12 protein-coding genes are annotated in these 15,975 nt (G+C 73.5%); 6 read left to right on the top strand and 6 right to left on the bottom strand.

All coding sequences use genetic code 11. The features are described 5' to 3' along the window. The first annotated feature begins 31 nt into the window (after positions 1–31). The 3 genes from AC27IY_RS37340 to AC27IY_RS37330 are packed head-to-tail and all read left to right on the top strand — an operon-like array spanning position 32 to position 3,164. On the top strand, positions 32–1,177 hold the full coding sequence (locus AC27IY_RS37340; RefSeq protein WP_423476691.1) for a Gfo/Idh/MocA family protein: 1,146 nt from the start codon (positions 32–34) through the stop codon (positions 1,175–1,177). Then, entirely contained in the window at positions 1,174–2,325 is a 1,152-nt protein-coding gene (locus tag AC27IY_RS37335) for a dihydrodipicolinate synthase family protein (protein ID WP_487180912.1), read from the top strand. Before AC27IY_RS37340 ends, AC27IY_RS37335 begins: the two co-directional genes overlap by 4 nt. After that, positions 2,322–3,164, top strand: coding sequence for a sugar phosphate isomerase/epimerase family protein (locus AC27IY_RS37330; RefSeq protein ID WP_423476693.1), 843 nt, complete (start codon positions 2,322–2,324; stop codon positions 3,162–3,164). Before AC27IY_RS37335 ends, AC27IY_RS37330 begins: the two co-directional genes overlap by 4 nt. Here the strand turns inward: AC27IY_RS37330 and AC27IY_RS37325 are convergent. The 6 genes from AC27IY_RS37325 to AC27IY_RS37300 all read right to left on the bottom strand — a co-directional run bounded on the left by AC27IY_RS37325 (position 3,140) and on the right by AC27IY_RS37300 (position 11,457). After that, a complete protein-coding gene (locus AC27IY_RS37325) occupies positions 3,140–5,755 on the bottom strand; it encodes a PEP/pyruvate-binding domain-containing protein (RefSeq protein ID WP_487180911.1) in 2,616 nt (871 codons plus the stop codon). The genes AC27IY_RS37330 and AC27IY_RS37325 overlap by 25 nt on opposite strands. A gap of 80 nt (positions 5,756–5,835) precedes the next feature. After that, the gene (locus tag AC27IY_RS37320; protein WP_487180910.1) at positions 5,836–6,783 is read right to left on the bottom strand and encodes an alkaline phosphatase family protein; all 948 of its coding nucleotides are present in this window, start codon (positions 6,781–6,783) and stop codon (positions 5,836–5,838) included. A 46-nt stretch (positions 6,784–6,829) separates the two neighbouring features. Then, positions 6,830–7,603 carry a sugar phosphate isomerase/epimerase family protein gene (locus AC27IY_RS37315; protein ID WP_487180909.1) on the bottom strand — a complete coding sequence of 258 codons (774 nt, stop codon included), beginning with the start codon at positions 7,601–7,603 and terminating at the stop codon, positions 6,830–6,832. Between the two features lie 33 nt (positions 7,604–7,636). Beyond that, entirely contained in the window at positions 7,637–8,632 is a 996-nt protein-coding gene (locus AC27IY_RS37310) for a LacI family DNA-binding transcriptional regulator (RefSeq protein ID WP_344212289.1), read from the bottom strand. A gap of 118 nt (positions 8,633–8,750) precedes the next feature. Further along, entirely contained in the window at positions 8,751–9,923 is a 1,173-nt protein-coding gene (locus AC27IY_RS37305; RefSeq protein WP_487180908.1) for a hypothetical protein, read from the bottom strand. 148 nt (positions 9,924–10,071) lie between these two features. Then, positions 10,072–11,457 carry an LCP family protein gene (locus tag AC27IY_RS37300; RefSeq protein ID WP_364444337.1) on the bottom strand — a complete coding sequence of 462 codons (1,386 nt, stop codon included), beginning with the start codon at positions 11,455–11,457 and terminating at the stop codon, positions 10,072–10,074. A 413-nt stretch (positions 11,458–11,870) separates the two neighbouring features. Between AC27IY_RS37300 and AC27IY_RS37295 the strand changes: the two genes are divergently transcribed. Genes AC27IY_RS37295 through AC27IY_RS37285 form a run of 3 tightly spaced genes read left to right on the top strand, consistent with a single transcriptional unit; the run spans position 11,871 to position 15,904 of the window. Next, entirely contained in the window at positions 11,871–12,596 is a 726-nt protein-coding gene (locus AC27IY_RS37295) for a hypothetical protein (protein WP_487180907.1), read from the top strand. 60 nt (positions 12,597–12,656) lie between these two features. Further along, the gene (locus AC27IY_RS37290) at positions 12,657–13,820 is read left to right on the top strand and encodes a thiolase family protein (RefSeq protein ID WP_218155836.1); all 1,164 of its coding nucleotides are present in this window, start codon (positions 12,657–12,659) and stop codon (positions 13,818–13,820) included. Further along, positions 13,817–15,904 (top strand): 3-hydroxyacyl-CoA dehydrogenase NAD-binding domain-containing protein, encoded by a 2,088-nt coding sequence (locus AC27IY_RS37285; protein WP_423450820.1) that lies wholly within the window; start codon positions 13,817–13,819, stop codon positions 15,902–15,904. Before AC27IY_RS37290 ends, AC27IY_RS37285 begins: the two co-directional genes overlap by 4 nt. Positions 15,905–15,975 lie beyond the last annotated feature (71 nt).

Genomic DNA, 15,975 nt, shown 5'->3' with positions numbered 1-15,975 from the left:
CTTTCCCCGTTTTGTCCTTGAAGGGATCCCTATGAGCGTGCGCACCATCGGCGTCGTGATGAACGGCGTCACCGGACGGATGGGCTACCGCCAGCACCTGGTCCGTTCCGTCCTGGCCATCAACGAGCAGGGCGGCGTGACGCTCTCGGACGGCGAGCGGGTGAAGCTGCGGCCCGTCCTCGTCGGCAGGAGCGCCGGCAAGCTCGCGGACATCGCGGCCAGGCACGCGATCCCCGACCACACCACCGACCTCGACGCCGCGCTCGCCGACGACGACAACCTGATCTACTTCGACGCCCAGGTGACCAGCGCCCGCGTGAAGGCCGTGCTGAAGGCCATCGAGGCGGGCAAGCACATCTACGCCGAGAAGCCCACGGCCGAGTCGGCGCAGGAGGCGGTCGCGCTGGCCGAGGCCGCTGCCGCCAAGGGCGTCAAGAACGGCGTGGTGCAGGACAAGCTGTTCCTGCCCGGCCTGCTGAAGCTGAAGCGGCTGATCGACGGCGGCTTCTTCGGCCGGATCCTGTCGGTGCGCGGCGAGTTCGGCTACTGGGTGTTCGAGGGCGACTGGCAGGAGGCCCAGCGCCCGTCCTGGAACTACCGCGCCGAGGACGGCGGCGGCATCGTGCTCGACATGTTCCCGCACTGGCACTACGTGCTGGAGAACCTGTTCGGCCGGGTCGAGTCGGTCTACGCCCGCGCCGTGACGCACATCCCGTCCCGGGTGGACGAGCAGGGCGCCACCTACCAGGCCACCGCGGACGACGCCGCGTACGGCGTGTTCGAGCTCGAAGGCGGCATCGTCGCGCAGATCAACTCGTCCTGGGCGGTCCGCGTGAACCGCGACGAGCTGGTGGAGTTCCAGGTGGACGGCACGCACGGCAGCGCCGTCGCGGGCCTGCGCAACTGCCGCGTCCAGCACCGCTCGGCCACGCCGAAGCCGGTCTGGAACCCCGACCTGCCGGTCACCGCGCGCTTCCGCGACGACTGGCAGGAGGTGCCGGACAACGGGGAGTTCGACAACGGGTTCAAGATCCAGTGGGAGGCGTTCGTCCGGCACGTGCTGGAGGACGCGCCCTTCCCCAACGACTTCGCCTCCGGCGCGCGGGGCGTCCAGCTCGCCGAGCTGGGGCTGCGCTCGTCGGCCGAGGGCCGCAGGATCGAGGTGCCGCAGCTGTGAGGATCGACCTGCCGGGGCACGGCCCGTACCCGGTGCGGGAGCGTACGGACTGGGCGGTGTCGGCCGCGCCGGCCGCGAGCCGCGTCGCCTACGCCGCCGCCCACGTGGTGGCCGACCCGCTCGGCGACAACACGCCGGGCTCCCCCGCCGCCGTGGACTGGGACGCCACCCTCCGCTTCCGCCACCACCTGTGGGCGCACGGCCTGCGCATCGCCGACGCGATGGACACCGCGCAGCGCAACATGGGCCTGGACTGGGCGGCGACCGCCGAGCTGATCCGGCGCACCGCCGCCGAGGCGCGGACGCTCGGCGACCCGGCCACGCTGGTGTCGTGCGGCGCGGGCACCGACCACGCGCCGGACGCCGCCGACCTGGACGCGATCACCGCCGCCTACGCCGAGCAGATCGAGACGGTCCAGTCGGCGGGCGCGGGCGTGATCGTCATGGCCTCCCGCCAGCTCGCCAGGGTCGCCACCGGCCCCCGCGACTACCACCAGGTGTACGGCAAGCTCTTCGGCCTGGCCGAGCGCCCGGTGATCCTGCACTGGCTGGGCGAGATGTTCGACCCGCAGCTGGCCGGCTACTGGGGCTCGCGGGACGTGGCGGCGGCGACGGAGTCGTTCCTGGAGCTGGTGCACGCCCACGCCGCCATGGTGGACGGCGTGAAGGTGTCGCTGCTGGACGAGGAGCACGAGGTGCGGCTGCGCGCCGCGCTCCCCGACGGCGTGCGGCTCTACACCGGCGACGACTTCAACTATCCGTCGCTGATCGCCGGCGGCTCGCACGCGCTGCTCGGCATCTTCGACGCCATCGCCCCCGCGGCGGCGGCCGCGCTGCGCGAGCTGGACGCCGCCGAGGCGGGCGACGAGGCGGCCAGAGCCCGCTACGAGGAGATCCTGGCCCCGACGGTCCCGCTGTCGCGCAAGATCTTCGAGTCGCCGACCTACCACTACAAGACCGGCATCGTCTTCCTGTCCTGGCTGAACGGCCACCAGGACGCCTTCGCCATGGTCAACGGCGCGCAGTCGGCCCGCTCGCTGCTCCACCTGGCCGAGGTGTTCCGCCTGGCCGACCAGGCGGGGCTGCTGGCCGATCCGGAGCTCGCGGTGCGCCGCATGTCGGCGCTGCTGGCGGTGAACGGCCGGTGAGCCTGTCACTCAACCAGTGGACGACGCGGCGCTGGTCCGTGGCCGAGGCCGTGGACGGCTGCGCGCGGCACGGCCTGGAGGCGATCGGGCTGTGGCGGGAGAAGGTGGCCGAGCAGGGCCTCGCGGCCAGCGCCAAGCTGGTACGTGACGCCGGCCTGCGGGTGTCGTCCCTGTGCAGGGGCGGCTTCCTGACGACGGGCGGCGAGGCGTTCGCCGCCGCGCTGGCCGACAACCGGCGGGCCATCGACGAGGCGGCCGAGCTGGAGGCGGCCTGCCTGGTGCTGGTGGTCGGCGGCCTGCCCGGGATCAGGCCGGGCGAGCCGCTGACCGAGACGTCCGGGCGGGACCTGGCGGGCGCGCGGGAGCGGGTGGCCGAGGCGCTGGCCGAGCTGGCGCCGTACGCCGGGGAGCGGGGCGTCAAGCTCGCCCTGGAGCCGCTGCACCCGATCTACTGCCCCGACCGGGCGGTGCTGTCCACGCTGGGCCAGGCGCTCGACCTGGCCCTGGCCTACCCGGAGGAGCAGGTCGGCGTGGTCGTGGACACCTTCCACGTGTGGTGGGACCCGCGCCTGTTCGCCGACGTGGCGCGGGCCGGCCGCCGGATCGCGAGCTACCAGGTGTGCGACTACCTGCATCCGCTGCCGGCGGACGTGCTGCTCGGACGGGGCATGATGGGCGACGGGGTGATCGACTTCCCGCCGATCACCCGCGCGGTCCTGGACGCCGGCTACACCGGCGACGTCGAGGTGGAGATCTTCAACGCCGACGTCTGGGCCGCCGACCCCGACGAGGTGCTGGCCACCATGAAGGCCCGCTACGCGGAGGTCGTACGGGCCTGATCCGGTGACGACGGCGTGACCGTGCCGGCCGCGCCGTCGAGTTCGATCTCCTGTCCGGTCGTGATGCGGTGCGTGGCGTCGGCGACGCCGACGACGGCCGGGATGCCGTACTCGCGGGCCACCACCGCGCCGTGCGACATGGCCCCGCCCATCTCCATGACCAGCCCGCCCGCGGTCAGGAACAGCGGCGTCCAGCCCGGGTCGGTGGACGGGCAGACCAGGATCTCGCCCGGCTCCAGGTGCGCGCCGACGGGGTCGAGCACGACGCGGGCGCGGCCGGTGACCGTGCCGGCCGAGGCCGCGGTGCCGACCAGCGCGCCCTCGGCCGCCGGGGAGGCCAGGGCCTCGGGCTCGGTGCCGTCGGACAGCAGCATCCGGGGCACGTGCCGGCGGCGCGACTCCCGCTCGTGCTCCGCTCTGCGCCGCGCCACCAGCTCCCGCAGGTCGCCGCCGGCCAGCGCGGCCCTGGTCTCGCGCAGGTCGAGGAAGAACACGTCGCCGGGGGCGTCCAGCACGCCCAGCCCGGTCAGGTGCTCCCCGACGGTGAGCAGGCTGTGCCGCACCCCGGACAGCGCCTTGACGAGGTAGAACTTGGGCAGCTCGCGCAGCCCGGCGTAGGCACGGGTGCGCCGCAGCGCGAACCGCGTCACCGGGCCCCGCCACCGGCCCCTGGCGCGGGCCGCGGCGGTCACGCGGGCGGCGGCCGCCCGCGCCTGGGCCTCGCCCTTGGCGAACAGCGCGGCGGGCGCGAGGTCGGAGCCGGCGTCCATGCGCAGGTAGTTGGCCAGCGCGCCGAGGATGTGGGCGGGCTCCTCCGACCAGCGGGGCACGCCGAGGTCGATCTCGGCGACGCCGCGGTGGCCGTACTCGGCGAGGAACGCGGCGACGCCGCGCTGCGCGACCGGCGGCAGCTCGCCGGCCTCGTAGCGGCGCACCAGCTCGGCGACCGTCAGCTCGGCGAACGGCTCCGGCTCGACGCGGGTGGCCAGCTCCCACAGCTTCAGGTCCATCTCGGTGGTGGGGTTGTGCGGGAGGCCGCGCAGCACGTCCTGCATCTCGCCCAGCGGCAGGCCGGAGAGCCGGCCGGCCAGCGCGAACAGGCCGTAGCCCGTGAGCACGATCGGCATCACCGAGACGATCGACGGGAACGTGGCGGCCAGCAGCCGCTCGGCGTGGTCCAGGCGTTGCGCGGGCGTGGCGGTGGCGGGCACCCGCAGCCGCCGGTCGAGCACCTCGCCGACCCGCCGGGTGTAGCCGAGCGCGCGTTCCGGCGCGGTGAGCGCCAGGAACACCCGCGACGGCAGGTGGACGCGCCGGGCGAAGCGGGCCAGGCCGCGCAGGAACGGGCGGCGCGAGGAGCGGGCGAGCTCCAGGCGCGGATCGTCGAACAGCCGTCGCACGAGGGCGACGCCGCGGGCCTCGCCGAGGGTGAGGGCGCGCGGCAGGACGGCCCGGCCGGGGCGGCTGCGCAGCGCGGCCGTGAGGTCGAGCCAGAGGCGCTGCCCGGAGACGGACATGAAGGCCGGGCCGTCGAGCGGGTCGGCGGGGCCGTGGCCGACGATGCCCGCCGCTCCCCCGCCGATCAGCCGGAACGCCGCCAGGCCCATCGGGGTGAGCGGGCCCATGACGCCCTGGACGACGTTGAGCGAGAAGTAGACGCGCAGGCCGGGCCGGGCCGGCTCGGGCAGCGGGTAGAGCGTGGTGATCGGCCTGGCCTGGGTGAGCCAGATCTCGCCGTCGGCGCCGACGGCCCACTCGGTGTCCTGGGGGGCGCCGTAGTGGTCCTCGACGCGGCGGCCCAGCGCGGCCAGGCGCAGCACCTCGGCGTCGGTGAGGCAGAGTTCAACGTGGGGTCCGTCGTGAGCGACTTCGACGCGTTCGGTGCCGCCGCCGGGCAGCGGGCGGATGACCACGCGCTTGTCGCCGGCCCGGCGCTCCAGGATGTCGCCGTCGTACGCCACGAAGCGGTCGGGGTTGACCGCGCCGGACACGACGGCCTCGCCGAGCCCGGGGCTGGCGTCGATGACGGTCTCGCGCCGCCGCCCGGTGACCGGGTTCGCGGTGAACATCACGCCCGCCACCCGCGCGTCCACCATGACCTGGACGACCACGGCGAGGCGGACGGCGGCGTGGTCGATGCCGTTGGCCTCGCGGTAGGCCACCGCCCGGTCGGTCCAGAGCGAGGCCCAGCAGCGGCGTACGGCCTCGACCACGGCCTCGGCACCGACGACGTTGAGATAGGTGTCCTGCTGCCCGGCGAAGCTGGCGAACGGCAGGTCCTCGGCGGTGGCCGACGAGCGCACGGCCACCGCCACGTCGGGGCCGAGCGCCGCGTAGTGCTTGACGATCGTCTCGTGGACGGCGTCGGGGACGGGGGCCTCCAGCAGGTGCCGCCGGGCGCGCTCGGCGAGCGTGCCGTCCGGCGTGAGATCGAGGCCGGTGGCGGCCAGGCCGTAGGCGTCGGTGGTCAGCACCCAGCCGAGCGGGACGGGCAGCCCCGCGCGGGTGAGCTCGCCGAGGTTCGCGGCCTTGCCGCCGACCTCGGCGAGCATGCCGCCGTCGATCTCGGAGAAGTCCAGTGCCGTGTTCATCGCGCGCACCCCTGCCGTTCAGCGTCGTGTCACCAGTGTCACGCCTGCCGGGCAGAAATTCAACACCCGATGAAAATCGATCACGGCTCCAGGGGCGCGCCGTCCAGGTCCCAGTCCGGCTCGATCGGCACGCCCAGCGCGGCCAGGGCCGTCGGGCCCACGTCCACCAGGCGCGGAGCGGCGAGCCGCCGCCCGCCGAGGTCCTTGCCGAGGTGGTGGGCGATGACGAAGACCGTGCGCTCCTCGTCCGAGACGCCGCCGTGGCCGCCCTCGTCCACGTGGCCGTGGTCGGTGGTGACGAGGACGGTCCAGCGCTCCTCCCGGTATGCCGGCCGGGCGCGTACGGCGTCGAGCAGGCGGCCCAGGTACGCGTCCTGGGTCCGGAGCGCGACGGCGTACTCGAGGCAGTGGGGGCCGAGCTCGTGGGCGACCTCGTCGGTGTCGCCGAGGTAGACGAAGACCGCGTCGGGGTCGTCCTCGCCGAGGTGGCGCTCCGCCTCGGCGGTCACCCGCTCGTCGGCCGCGCTCCAGCCGCCCTCGCAGGTGTAGCCGTCCAGGACGAAGCGGTGGTCGATGGCCGGGCCGAAGGCTCCGTGCTCGGCGAGCGCGGCCCAGGAGAAGAACGCCGAGGTCACCAGGTCGGGGCGGGCATTCTTCGCCCGCGTCAGGAAGTCCGGAAATTTCAGGAATCGGGGGTCGGTGAAGGCGTTGTCCACGACGCCGTGCTTGTCCGGCCACACCCCGGTCGCGATGGACGACCAGCCGGGGCCCGAGTCGGTACGCGAGCGGATCGCCCGGGCCGCGGCGCTGCCGTCGTCGCCCGGCTCGGGGCTCTTCGGCACGACCTCGCCGATCGACTCGGTGTGCGGCGCGCCGGCCTCGCCGTAGGGGAGCATGCTGGTGCCGTACGCGCCGGCGGACATCAGCGCGGTCAGGACCGGCGCGCCCGAGGCGGCGAGCAGGTCGAAGCGGAGCCCGTCCATGCCGACCACGAGGACCTTGTTCCTCGCCGTGCTGGATCTTGCCAAGTTAGATGCGGACATACCGCTATCTAAGCGGCACAATCCGGTCGGTTCACCCCGCGAAGCGCCGCACCCAGGCCGCCGCGCCCGGCAGGATCTCCTCGACCGGCGCGACGTGCGGATACCACGTCCGCTCCCACTCCAGCGACGCCCAGCCGGCGTAGCCGGCCGCGCGCAGCAGGGCGCCCGCCTCCTCCAGCGGCACCGAGCCCGTCCCCAGGGGGACCGGCGTGGTGTCCTCGGCCGAGACCGCGTCCTTGATCTGCACGTACGCGAGGTGCGGCCCGAGCGCGGCCAGCGACTCGGCCGGCGGCTCGCCGTGCCTCCAGGGATGCAGCAGGTCCCAGATCGCGCCCGTGACGCCGGGGCGATCGGCCGCGTCGAGCAGCCCTGCCACGGCCGCGCAGGTCGCCATCGCGTCGTGCGTCTCGACCAGCACCCGGACGCCGAGCCCCGCGGCGCTCTCGGCGACCGCCCTCAGCCGGCGCGCGCCGATCGCCGGGTCCGCGCCGCGCGGGAACACCCGGACCCCGGGCGCGCCCAGGTCGGCGGCCAGGCGCAGGTCGGCGAGGAGGGCATCGGTGACCGGCTCGTCCGGCCCCGGCTCGCAGATCCTGACATATCCAGCTAAGGCGGCGATCTCCAGGCCCGCGTCCGCCACCCTCGACCGCACCGCGCGCCGCTCCGCCGCGTCCAGCCCGGCGTGCACCCCGGTGTCCGGATGCAGGCGCAGCTCCAGCCCCTCGCACCCGTGCCGCGCCGCCAGCTCCACGGCCCGGCCGAGACCTTCGCCGGGCATCCCCAGCGTGCTGACCGCCAGCCTCACAGCGTCCTCACCAGGGCCTCCCGCTCGCCCGCGTCAACCGAGCCTCCGTACGCTCTCGCGCAGCACGACCTCGCCGGCGACCTGCTCGACCACCGGGGCGACGTCCTCGGCGAGCGCCAGCTCCAGCGCCCGCGCCCCCATGTCCTTGAGCGGGAGGCGTACGGTCGTCAGCGCAGGAACGTGATCACGCAGCGTGACGATGTCGTCGAACCCGGCCACCGACACGTCCTCAGGCACCCGCACCCCGGCCTCGCGGTAGGCGGCCAGCGCCCCCACGGCCATGACGTCGTTGACCGCGAACACGCACGTGACGTCCGGATCGACGCGCCGCGCGGCCTCGTGGCCGCCGTCGCGGTCGAACGGCCCGGGGACGATCTGCGGCGCGGGCAGCCCCAGCTCCTCCAGCGCCCCTGCGAAGCCCGCGCACCGGTCGGCCGCCGTCACCAGGTGCGGCGGCCCGGCCAGCACCGCGAAGCGGGTGTGACCGAGCCCGGCGAGCGCCCGCGCCAGCTCCGCCGCGCCCGCGCGGTTGGCCGGCGCGACGGTGTCGACGCCGAGGAGGTCCTGGCCGACGCAGGCGGCCCGGCCGCCGCCCGCCCGGTAGCGGGCCAGCTCGTCGCGGAGCCGCCCGGTGACCTGGGCGTCGGCCACGCGGGAGCCGACCAGCAGCACCGCGCGGACGCGCTGGGCGCTCAGCGTGGCGACGTAGGCGATCTCCTGCTCGGGGTCGCGGTGCGTGGTGCCCACCATGACCAGCAGGCCCTGGGTGGCCGCGGCCCGCATCGCGCCGTCGGCGAGAGCGGCGAAGTAGGGGTCGGTCAGGTCGTGCACGACGATGCCGATGACGTTTCCTGCTCCCCTGGCCAGCGTCTGGGCCGCGATGTTGGCGCGGTAGCCCAGCTCGTCGGCGGCCTGCTCGACGCGGGCCCGCAGGGCCGCGCCCACCTGGCGGGTGCTGCCGTTGAGCACCCGCGAGGCGGTCGCCAGCGAGACGCCCGCCTGCTTGGCGACGTCCTCAAGCGTGACCACGAGACCTCCCCCTAGGAAAGCGGTTTCCATTGTGCCCGAACAGCACCGTGATCCGCATCCTCGCACGGCTCCGGCCCTGGGCGACACCACGGCCGGGGCCGTTTCCCTGACCGGAGGCTCAGGCCCAGGGGAAGAGGTAGTCGAACAGGCCCTTACGCTCCTCCTGGGCCGGCGTGGGCGCGGGCTCCTGGGTGGTGGGCTCCTCGGTCGGCTTCTCCTCCGCCTCCGTGCGCTGCTCGGACTGCGTACGCTGCTGCTGCTCCGTCTGCGAGTCGCGGACCGTCCCGGCCTGGTCGTCGGCGTCCCGCGTCTCGGGCTCCTGCGAACGGGACGGGCGCGCGCTCGGCCGCGCCTCCGGCTCCTCGCTCCGGGTGGCCGTGGGCCGGGCGGCCGGCTCGCGGGTCGGCCGCGCCTGCGTGGTGGTCGGGGACGCGTCCGCCGTCGGGGTCTCGGCCGGCTCGGTGGTCTCCTCCTCGGCGGGCTCGGCGGTCTCCTCCTCGGCCTCGTCGTCGGCGGCGGCGGAGTCGAGGGGCGTGCTCACCTGGCCCGCGCTCGCGCACCGGCCGTCGGCGCACGGGTCGTCGGAGCCTCCGGTGAGCGCGAAGCCCGCCCCCACGCCGACCACCACCACCGCGACGGCGGCCAGCACCAGCATCCGGGTACGGCCGCGCCCCTCACGCCCCTCACGCTCGGAGCGGCCGGAGCGGCCGGCGTCCTCGGAGTCGTCGGTCCAGCCGGAGCCGAGGAAGCCGCGCCGGGGCCGCTCGTCGTCGAGCCCGTCGTCGTAGGAGCCGGCGTTGTAGGAGTCGCCGCTGTAGGAGCCGCCGTCGTAGGAGCCGGTGTCGTAGGAGCCGGCGCCGTCGTAGGCGCGGGTCTCGTGGGGCCCGCTGTCGCGCGAGCCCTCGTCGTACGCGTTCTCGTCGTAGGAGCCGTTGCCGTACGAGCCCTCGTCGTGGACGTCGCCCTCGCGGACGTCGCCGTCGTACGCGCTCGCGGGCCGGTCGTCGTCGGACGGGCCGTCGTAGGCGCGGTCGAGCGGCAGGTACGCCGGCTCGACGCCCTGCCCCTGACCGGCGGAGGAGAGGGTGTCCTGCGGGAGATCGTCGAGCACGTCGCGGCCGGCCTCGGGCGGCAGGATGTAGGCCTCACCGGCCGGCGTGACCTGGATGGCGGGCTGCTCGTCGGTGTCGTCCGTGCTCCACCGTGGGGACAGCACGTCGCCCGTCAGGTCCGGGTTGACCGGCCTCCCCTGGCCGTCCTCGTATGGCCTGTCGTTCTCGTCGCGCACCACGATGGAACCTCTCTAAGTACGTATTGTGACCGCGCCCTTTCTTAGCAGAGTCGAACCCGACTTGTCCGGAAATTCCACCTGTTTCGCTAAAATCACTCTAAGTAACATGCGTCACTCCCGTGCAGGACAGAAGGGACGCGGACCCGCCCTACTTGCAGGGGTTGGTGTTGACGTCGACGACCTTGTCCTTGAGCGAGTCAGGGATCGCCGACAACACCCGCACCCCCGGCCAGTCGGCCCCGATGACGAGCTGCACGACCGGCCCGCCCTTCGGCGCAGGCACCTTCGACTGGTAGACGTCGGTCTTCACCGGCGCGACCTTGCCCGCCACCGGCGTCCGCTTGTCCTTCGACAGCCGGGCGGCCACCGCGTCGGCGTACGCCGGCCCGTCCTGGGCGTCCTTCTTGGCGTAGCGGATGGAGGTGGTCGGGGTGGTGGGCGCGTTGCCGACCTGGATGACCGCGAACCCCTGCGCGGCCAGCTCCTCGGCCACCTGCAGGGCCTTGCCCTGCTCGCCGGTGCCGTTGAGCACCTGCACCCGCACCTGGCCGTGCTCGATCTTCGGCGTGGCCGCCTTGCCGGGCGTGGGCGTGGCGGTGACCTCGACGTCGTTGCGCACGGCCTCGAAGAAGTTGCGCGCGGCCGGCTCGCTGAACTGCACCCGGTTCTTGTCCGGCGGGTACGCCTCCACCGGCACCGTGATGCCCTTGAGCTCCTTGGCCGTCAGCCCCTTGACGCTGTTGGCGATCTCCAGCATCCGGTCCGGCGTCAGCCCGCTGTCCACGGTGACGGCGGCCGCGGCCGAGTGGAGGAAGCTGTTGAGCTTGATCGGGTTGGTGAGCAGGCCGCCGTCGGTGACCTTGGCCAGCACCTTGGTGAGGAAGACCTGCTGGCGCTGGATGCGGCTGAGGTCGCTGCCGTCGCCGAGCGCGTAGCGGGTGCGTACGTACCCGAGGGCCTGCTCGCCGCTCACCACGTGCTTGCCCGCGCCGAGCACCAGCTTCGCCTTGGGGTCGTTGACCGGCTTGGGCAGGCAGATCTCGATGCCGCCGAGCGCGTCGATGATGCCCTTGAAGCCGGTGAAGTCGACCTTCACGAAGTGGTTGATCTTGATGTTGGTGAGCGACTCCAGCGTCTTGATCGTGCAGTTGATGCCGCCGTCGTTGAAGGCGGCGTTGATCTGCCGGATGCCGGGCCCGATCACGGTGCCGTTGTGGCCCGTGCACTGGGGCACCTGCACCATCGAGTCACGCGGGAAGCTGATCATGGTGGCCTTGTCCCGGTTGGGGGAGATGTGCAGCAGCATGATCGTGTCGGTGCGCTCGCCCAGGCCCTGCGACTTGGGGCCGTACTTCTTGTTGTCGCCCTCGCGCGAGTCGGAGCCGACGAGCAGCACGTTGAGCGCGCCGGTCTCGGGAGGCCGGGTCGCGTCGACCACGATGTCCTCCTGCTCGAGGCCGGCGAGAATGCTGCGGTAGTAGGCGTAGCCGCCCAGCGTCCCCGCCACCAGCACCCCGGTCAGCCCTACGCTCACCCACCCCAGCGGCGTGAGGGACTTGCGCCGGGGGCGCGGCTCGTCGTTCCGTGACCGCCGCGAACCCGGGGCGACTTGGGAACCCGCAACCGTATTGCCAGGTCTTGCTCTCACACGGTCCATCCCTTGCGCCATGATCGCGCAGCTTAGTCACAAACAAGCAGCCACGACGACAAATCTCCGCTTCTTGACTCTCCACGGCCCCCGAAGGCCCCGTGACGCCGGCCCCTCACGACAGTTCGCCCTCCGCGGGCCCCGCAGGCTATGGCCCGCCCGCCACTCCTTGCTCACCTTCGCCGCTCACCTTCGCCGCACAACTTCGTCGCTCACCTTCGTCCAGCGGCAGGCAAGGGCTCCATCCGAACCGCGCGTACTCCCGCGAGGTCGCGCGCACTGCCGTCATCATGGCGTTCATGCTGCTGACCGAGATACCGCCGCCTCCCGGGGCCACGGAGCTTGCCGCGCTGCGGGCCGGGGCCCGGGCCGCCCGCCACCGCGCCTGCATCGCGCTCGTCGCCTCCCTGGCCCTGCTGGCCGCCGCCCAGGTGCTCGCCGACCGGTCCGCGCGGGAGCACGCGCCGGCCCTCGCCGTGGTCTCCCTGGCGATCTTCGCCGCCGCCCTGCCCGCGCTCGGGATCACCCAGTGCATGTGGGGCCTGCGCGCCCGCCGGGTCCGCCGCAGGGAGCGCGAGCTGTACGCCGTGTCCCGCTCGGGCCGGGCCAAGCCGCTCACCCGGCTGGCCGTCGCCGCCGGCTGGGCGGTCACGCTGCTGCTGGGCGGCAGCCTGCCCCAACTGCTGCGCCGGGCCGGGTACGAATCCGCGGCGACCGTGCTGACCTGGACGGTCGAGGCGTCGGTGATGATCGGCCTGGCCGCGGGGGTGTCGTTCCTCCTGTGGTGGGCACGTGACTCCACGGGGATGCCGGCGCGCGCCCCGCGCCCGGGAGGGTCACCTGGCGACCCGTGGGACCCGGGCCCCGGCGCGCGTCCGCGGACGGGCGCGGCGCTCTGGACCGGCGCGACCCTGGCGGTCGCCGCCCTGGTCGGGGCCCGCGCCCATCTCTGGGAGCCCGCGACGGGATGGGTCTACACGCTGCTCACGGCCGCCCTCGTCTGCGGAGTAGTTACTGACGAGTAGCATAGGCACGGAATCCCATCCAGAACGAGGAGCGAATCCGTGCCTTCCTCTCGTGACGTCGTGTTCGTCGACGGCGTGCGCACGCCTTTCGGCCGGTCAGGGCCGAAGGGGCTGTACGCGGAGACCCGTGCGGACGACCTGGTCGTCCGGGTCATCCGCGAGCTCATGCGGCGCAACCCCAACCTTCCGCCCGAGCGCGTGGACGAGGTCGCCATCGCCGCGACCACCCAGATCGGCGACCAGGGCCTGACCATCGGCCGCTCGGCCGCGGTCCTGGCCGGGCTGCCGAAGACCGTGCCGGGCTACGCCATCGACCGCATGTGCGCGGGCGCGATGACCGCCGTCACCACGGTCGCGGGCGGCATCGCGTTCGGCGCGTACGACGTGGCGATCGCGGGCGGCGTCGAGCACATGGGCCGTCACCCGATGGGCGAGGGCGTCGACCCCAACCCGCGCTTCCTGTCCGAGAAGCTGGTCGACCCGAGCGCGCTCGTCATGGGCATGACCGCCGAGAACCTGCACGACCGCTACCCGGCGATCAGCAAGGAGCGCGCGGACGCGTACGCGGTGCTGTCGCAGGAGAAGGCGGCCAAGGCGTACGCCGACGGCCGGATCCAGCCCGATCTCGTCCCCACGGCCATCAGGACCGCGGAGAAGGGCTGGGGGCTCGCCGTCGAGGACGAGGCGCCGCGCCCCGGCACCACCATGGAGGGCCTGAGCGCGCTCAAGACGCCGTTCCGGCCGCACGGCCACGTCACGGCGGGCAACTCCTCCGGCATCAACGACGGCGCCACCGGCTGCGTCGTGGCGGCCCGCGAGGTAGCCGAGGAGCTGGGGCTCGGGCCGCGGATGCGGCTGGTGTCGTACGCGTTCGCGGGCGTGGACCCCGAGGTGATGGGCGTCGGCCCGATCCCGTCCACGGAGCGGGCGCTGCGCCTGGCCGGGCTCGACATCTCCGACATCGGGCTGTTCGAGATCAACGAGGCGTTCGCCGTGCAGGTCCTGGCCTTCCTCGACCACTTCGGCATCGCCGACGACGACCCCCGCGTCAACCCGTACGGCGGCGCGATCGCCTACGGCCACCCGCTCGCCTCCTCGGGCGTGCGGCTGATGACGCAGCTCGCCCGGCAGTTCGGCGAGCGTCCCGACGTGCGCTACGGCATCACCACCATGTGCGTCGGCATGGGCATGGGCGGCACTGTGATCTGGGAGAACCTGGCATGAGCACGATCGAGAACTGGCGGGCGCTGCTGGGCGAGCGCAACCCCGACGAGGTCGTCACCAAGGCGCTGGTCCGCGACGTGCAGCTGCCCGGCGGCGCGGGCACGATGGCGCTGATCACCCTGGACAACGGCTTCGACCACACCAAGCCCAACACCTTCGGCCCGCTCGGACTGTTCGCGCTGGACGAGGCGCTGACGGAGATCGCCGGACGCACCGACCTCGCGGCCGTCGGCGTGACCGGCAAGCCGTTCATCTTCGCCGTCGGCGCCGACCTCAAGGGCGCGGCGGCGCTGCGCACCCGCGAGGAGGCCCTCGCGATCGGCGCGCTCGGCCACCACGTCTTCCGGCGGCTGGGCGAGCTGGACGTCCCGTCGTTCGCGTTCGTCAACGGCGCGGCCATGGGCGGCGGCCTGGAGATCGCCCTGCACTGCACGTACCGGACGATCTCCTCCGGCGTACCCGCCGTGGCGCTGCCGGAGTGCTTCCTCGGCCTGGTGCCGGGCTGGGGCGGCACGCAGCTCCTGCCGCGTCTCGTCGGCCCGGCCGCCGCGATCAAGCTGATCATCGAGAACCCGCTCGCCCAGAACCGCGTGACCAAGGGCGCCGACGCCTTCGCGCTCGGGATCGCCGACGCCATGTTCGAGCCGGCCGACTTCCTGGAGGAGTCGCTGCGCTGGGCGTCCCGGGTGCTCAAGGGCGAGGTGACGGTCGAGCGCGCCGCCCACGACGGCTGGGAGAAGGCGGTCGCCGACGCGCGCTTCCTCGTGGACATGAAGCTGCGCGGCGCCTCCCCCGCCCCCTACCGGGCGCTCGACCTCATCGCCAAAGCCGAGACCGCCTCGCGGGACGAGGGCTTCGCCGCCGAGGACGAGGCGCTGGCCGACCTGCTGACGGGCGACGAGCTGCGGGCCGGGCTGTACGCGTTCGACCTGGTGCAGCGCCGGGCCAAGCGGCCGGCGGGCGCGCCGGACAAGGCGCTGGCCCGCAAGGTCACCAAGGTCGGCGTGGTGGGCGCGGGGCTGATGGCCTCGCAGATGGCGCTGCTGTTCGCCCGCCGCCTGGAGGTGCCGGTCGTCCTCACCGACCTCGACCAGGCCCGCCTCGACAAGGGCGTCGGCTACGTCCACGCCGAGGCCGACAAGCTGCTGGCCAAGGGCCGCATCTCCGCCGACCAGGCCAACCGGCTGAAGTCGCTGGTCACCGGCTCGCTGACCAAGGACGCCTTCGCCGACGCCGACTTCGTCATCGAGGCCGTCTTCGAGGACCTGGCGGTCAAGAAGCAGGTGTTCGCCGAGGTCGAGGCCGTGGTGCCGGCCGAGTGCGTGCTCGCCACCAACACCTCCTCGCTGTCGCTGACCGAGATGGGCGCCGATCTCGCGCACCCGGAGCGCCTGGTCGGCTTCCACTTCTTCAACCCGGTCGCGGTCATGCCGCTGCTGGAGATCATCAGGGGCGCCGCGACCGACGACGCCACGCTCGCCACGGCCTTCGCCGTCGGCAGGACGCTGAAGAAGTCGTCCGTGCTGGTCAAGGACGCCCCGGCGTTCGTGGTCAACCGGCTGCTGACCTGCTTCATGGGCGAGGTCGTCGCGGCCGTGGACGAGGGCACGCCGCTGGAGGTCGCCGAGCACGCGCTGGACGGGCTCGGGCTGCCGATGACGCCGTTCGCGCTGCTGCAGCTCGTCGGCCCGGCCGTCGGCCTGCACGTGGCCGAGACGCTGCACGAGGCCTTCCCCGACCGCTTCGGCGTCTCGGCGAACCTGGCCAAGCTCGTGGCCGCCGGCAAGCCGGGCGTCTACCTGCCGGACTTCACCCTCGACCCGGAGGCCGTGGCCTTCTTCGCGGGCGGCGACCGGCCCTCGACGGCCGAGGAGGTCCGCGAGCGGGTGCTCAAGGCGCTCGCCGGGGAGATCCGGATCATGCTCGACGAGGGCGTGGTGGCCGCGCCGCAGGACATCGACCTGTGCATGATCCTCGGCGCGGGCTGGCCGTTCCATCTGGGTGGCATCACGCCTTATCTGGACAGGACCGGCATCGCCCAGCCGCGCTTCCTTCCTCCCGGTGTGGCCTCCGTACCGGCCTGATCCTGCCGACGTTCTTTACGGAGGCCCGGTCCGGGCCTCCGCATTTCATGACCTTCGCCGCCGTAGCGTTA

The sequence above is a fragment of the Nonomuraea sp. B208 genome, from assembly GCF_057536035.1.
Note: the sequence above shows the minus strand (reverse complement) of the source record. Positions and strands in the feature narration are given on the sequence as shown.

Bases quoted from the DNA above. Each gene is read 5' to 3' on its own strand.
- AC27IY_RS37340 (WP_423476691.1), top strand. From the start codon at position 32: ATGAGCGTGCGCACCATCGGCGTCGTGATGAACGGCGTCACCGGACGG.
- AC27IY_RS37285 (WP_423450820.1), top strand. From the start codon at position 13,817: ATGAGCACGATCGAGAACTGGCGGGCGCTGCTGGGCGAGCGCAACCCC.
- AC27IY_RS37295 (WP_487180907.1), top strand. From the start codon at position 11,871: ATGCTGCTGACCGAGATACCGCCGCCTCCCGGGGCCACGGAGCTTGCC.
- AC27IY_RS37325 (WP_487180911.1), bottom strand. From the start codon at position 5,755: ATGAACACGGCACTGGACTTCTCCGAGATCGACGGCGGCATGCTCGCC.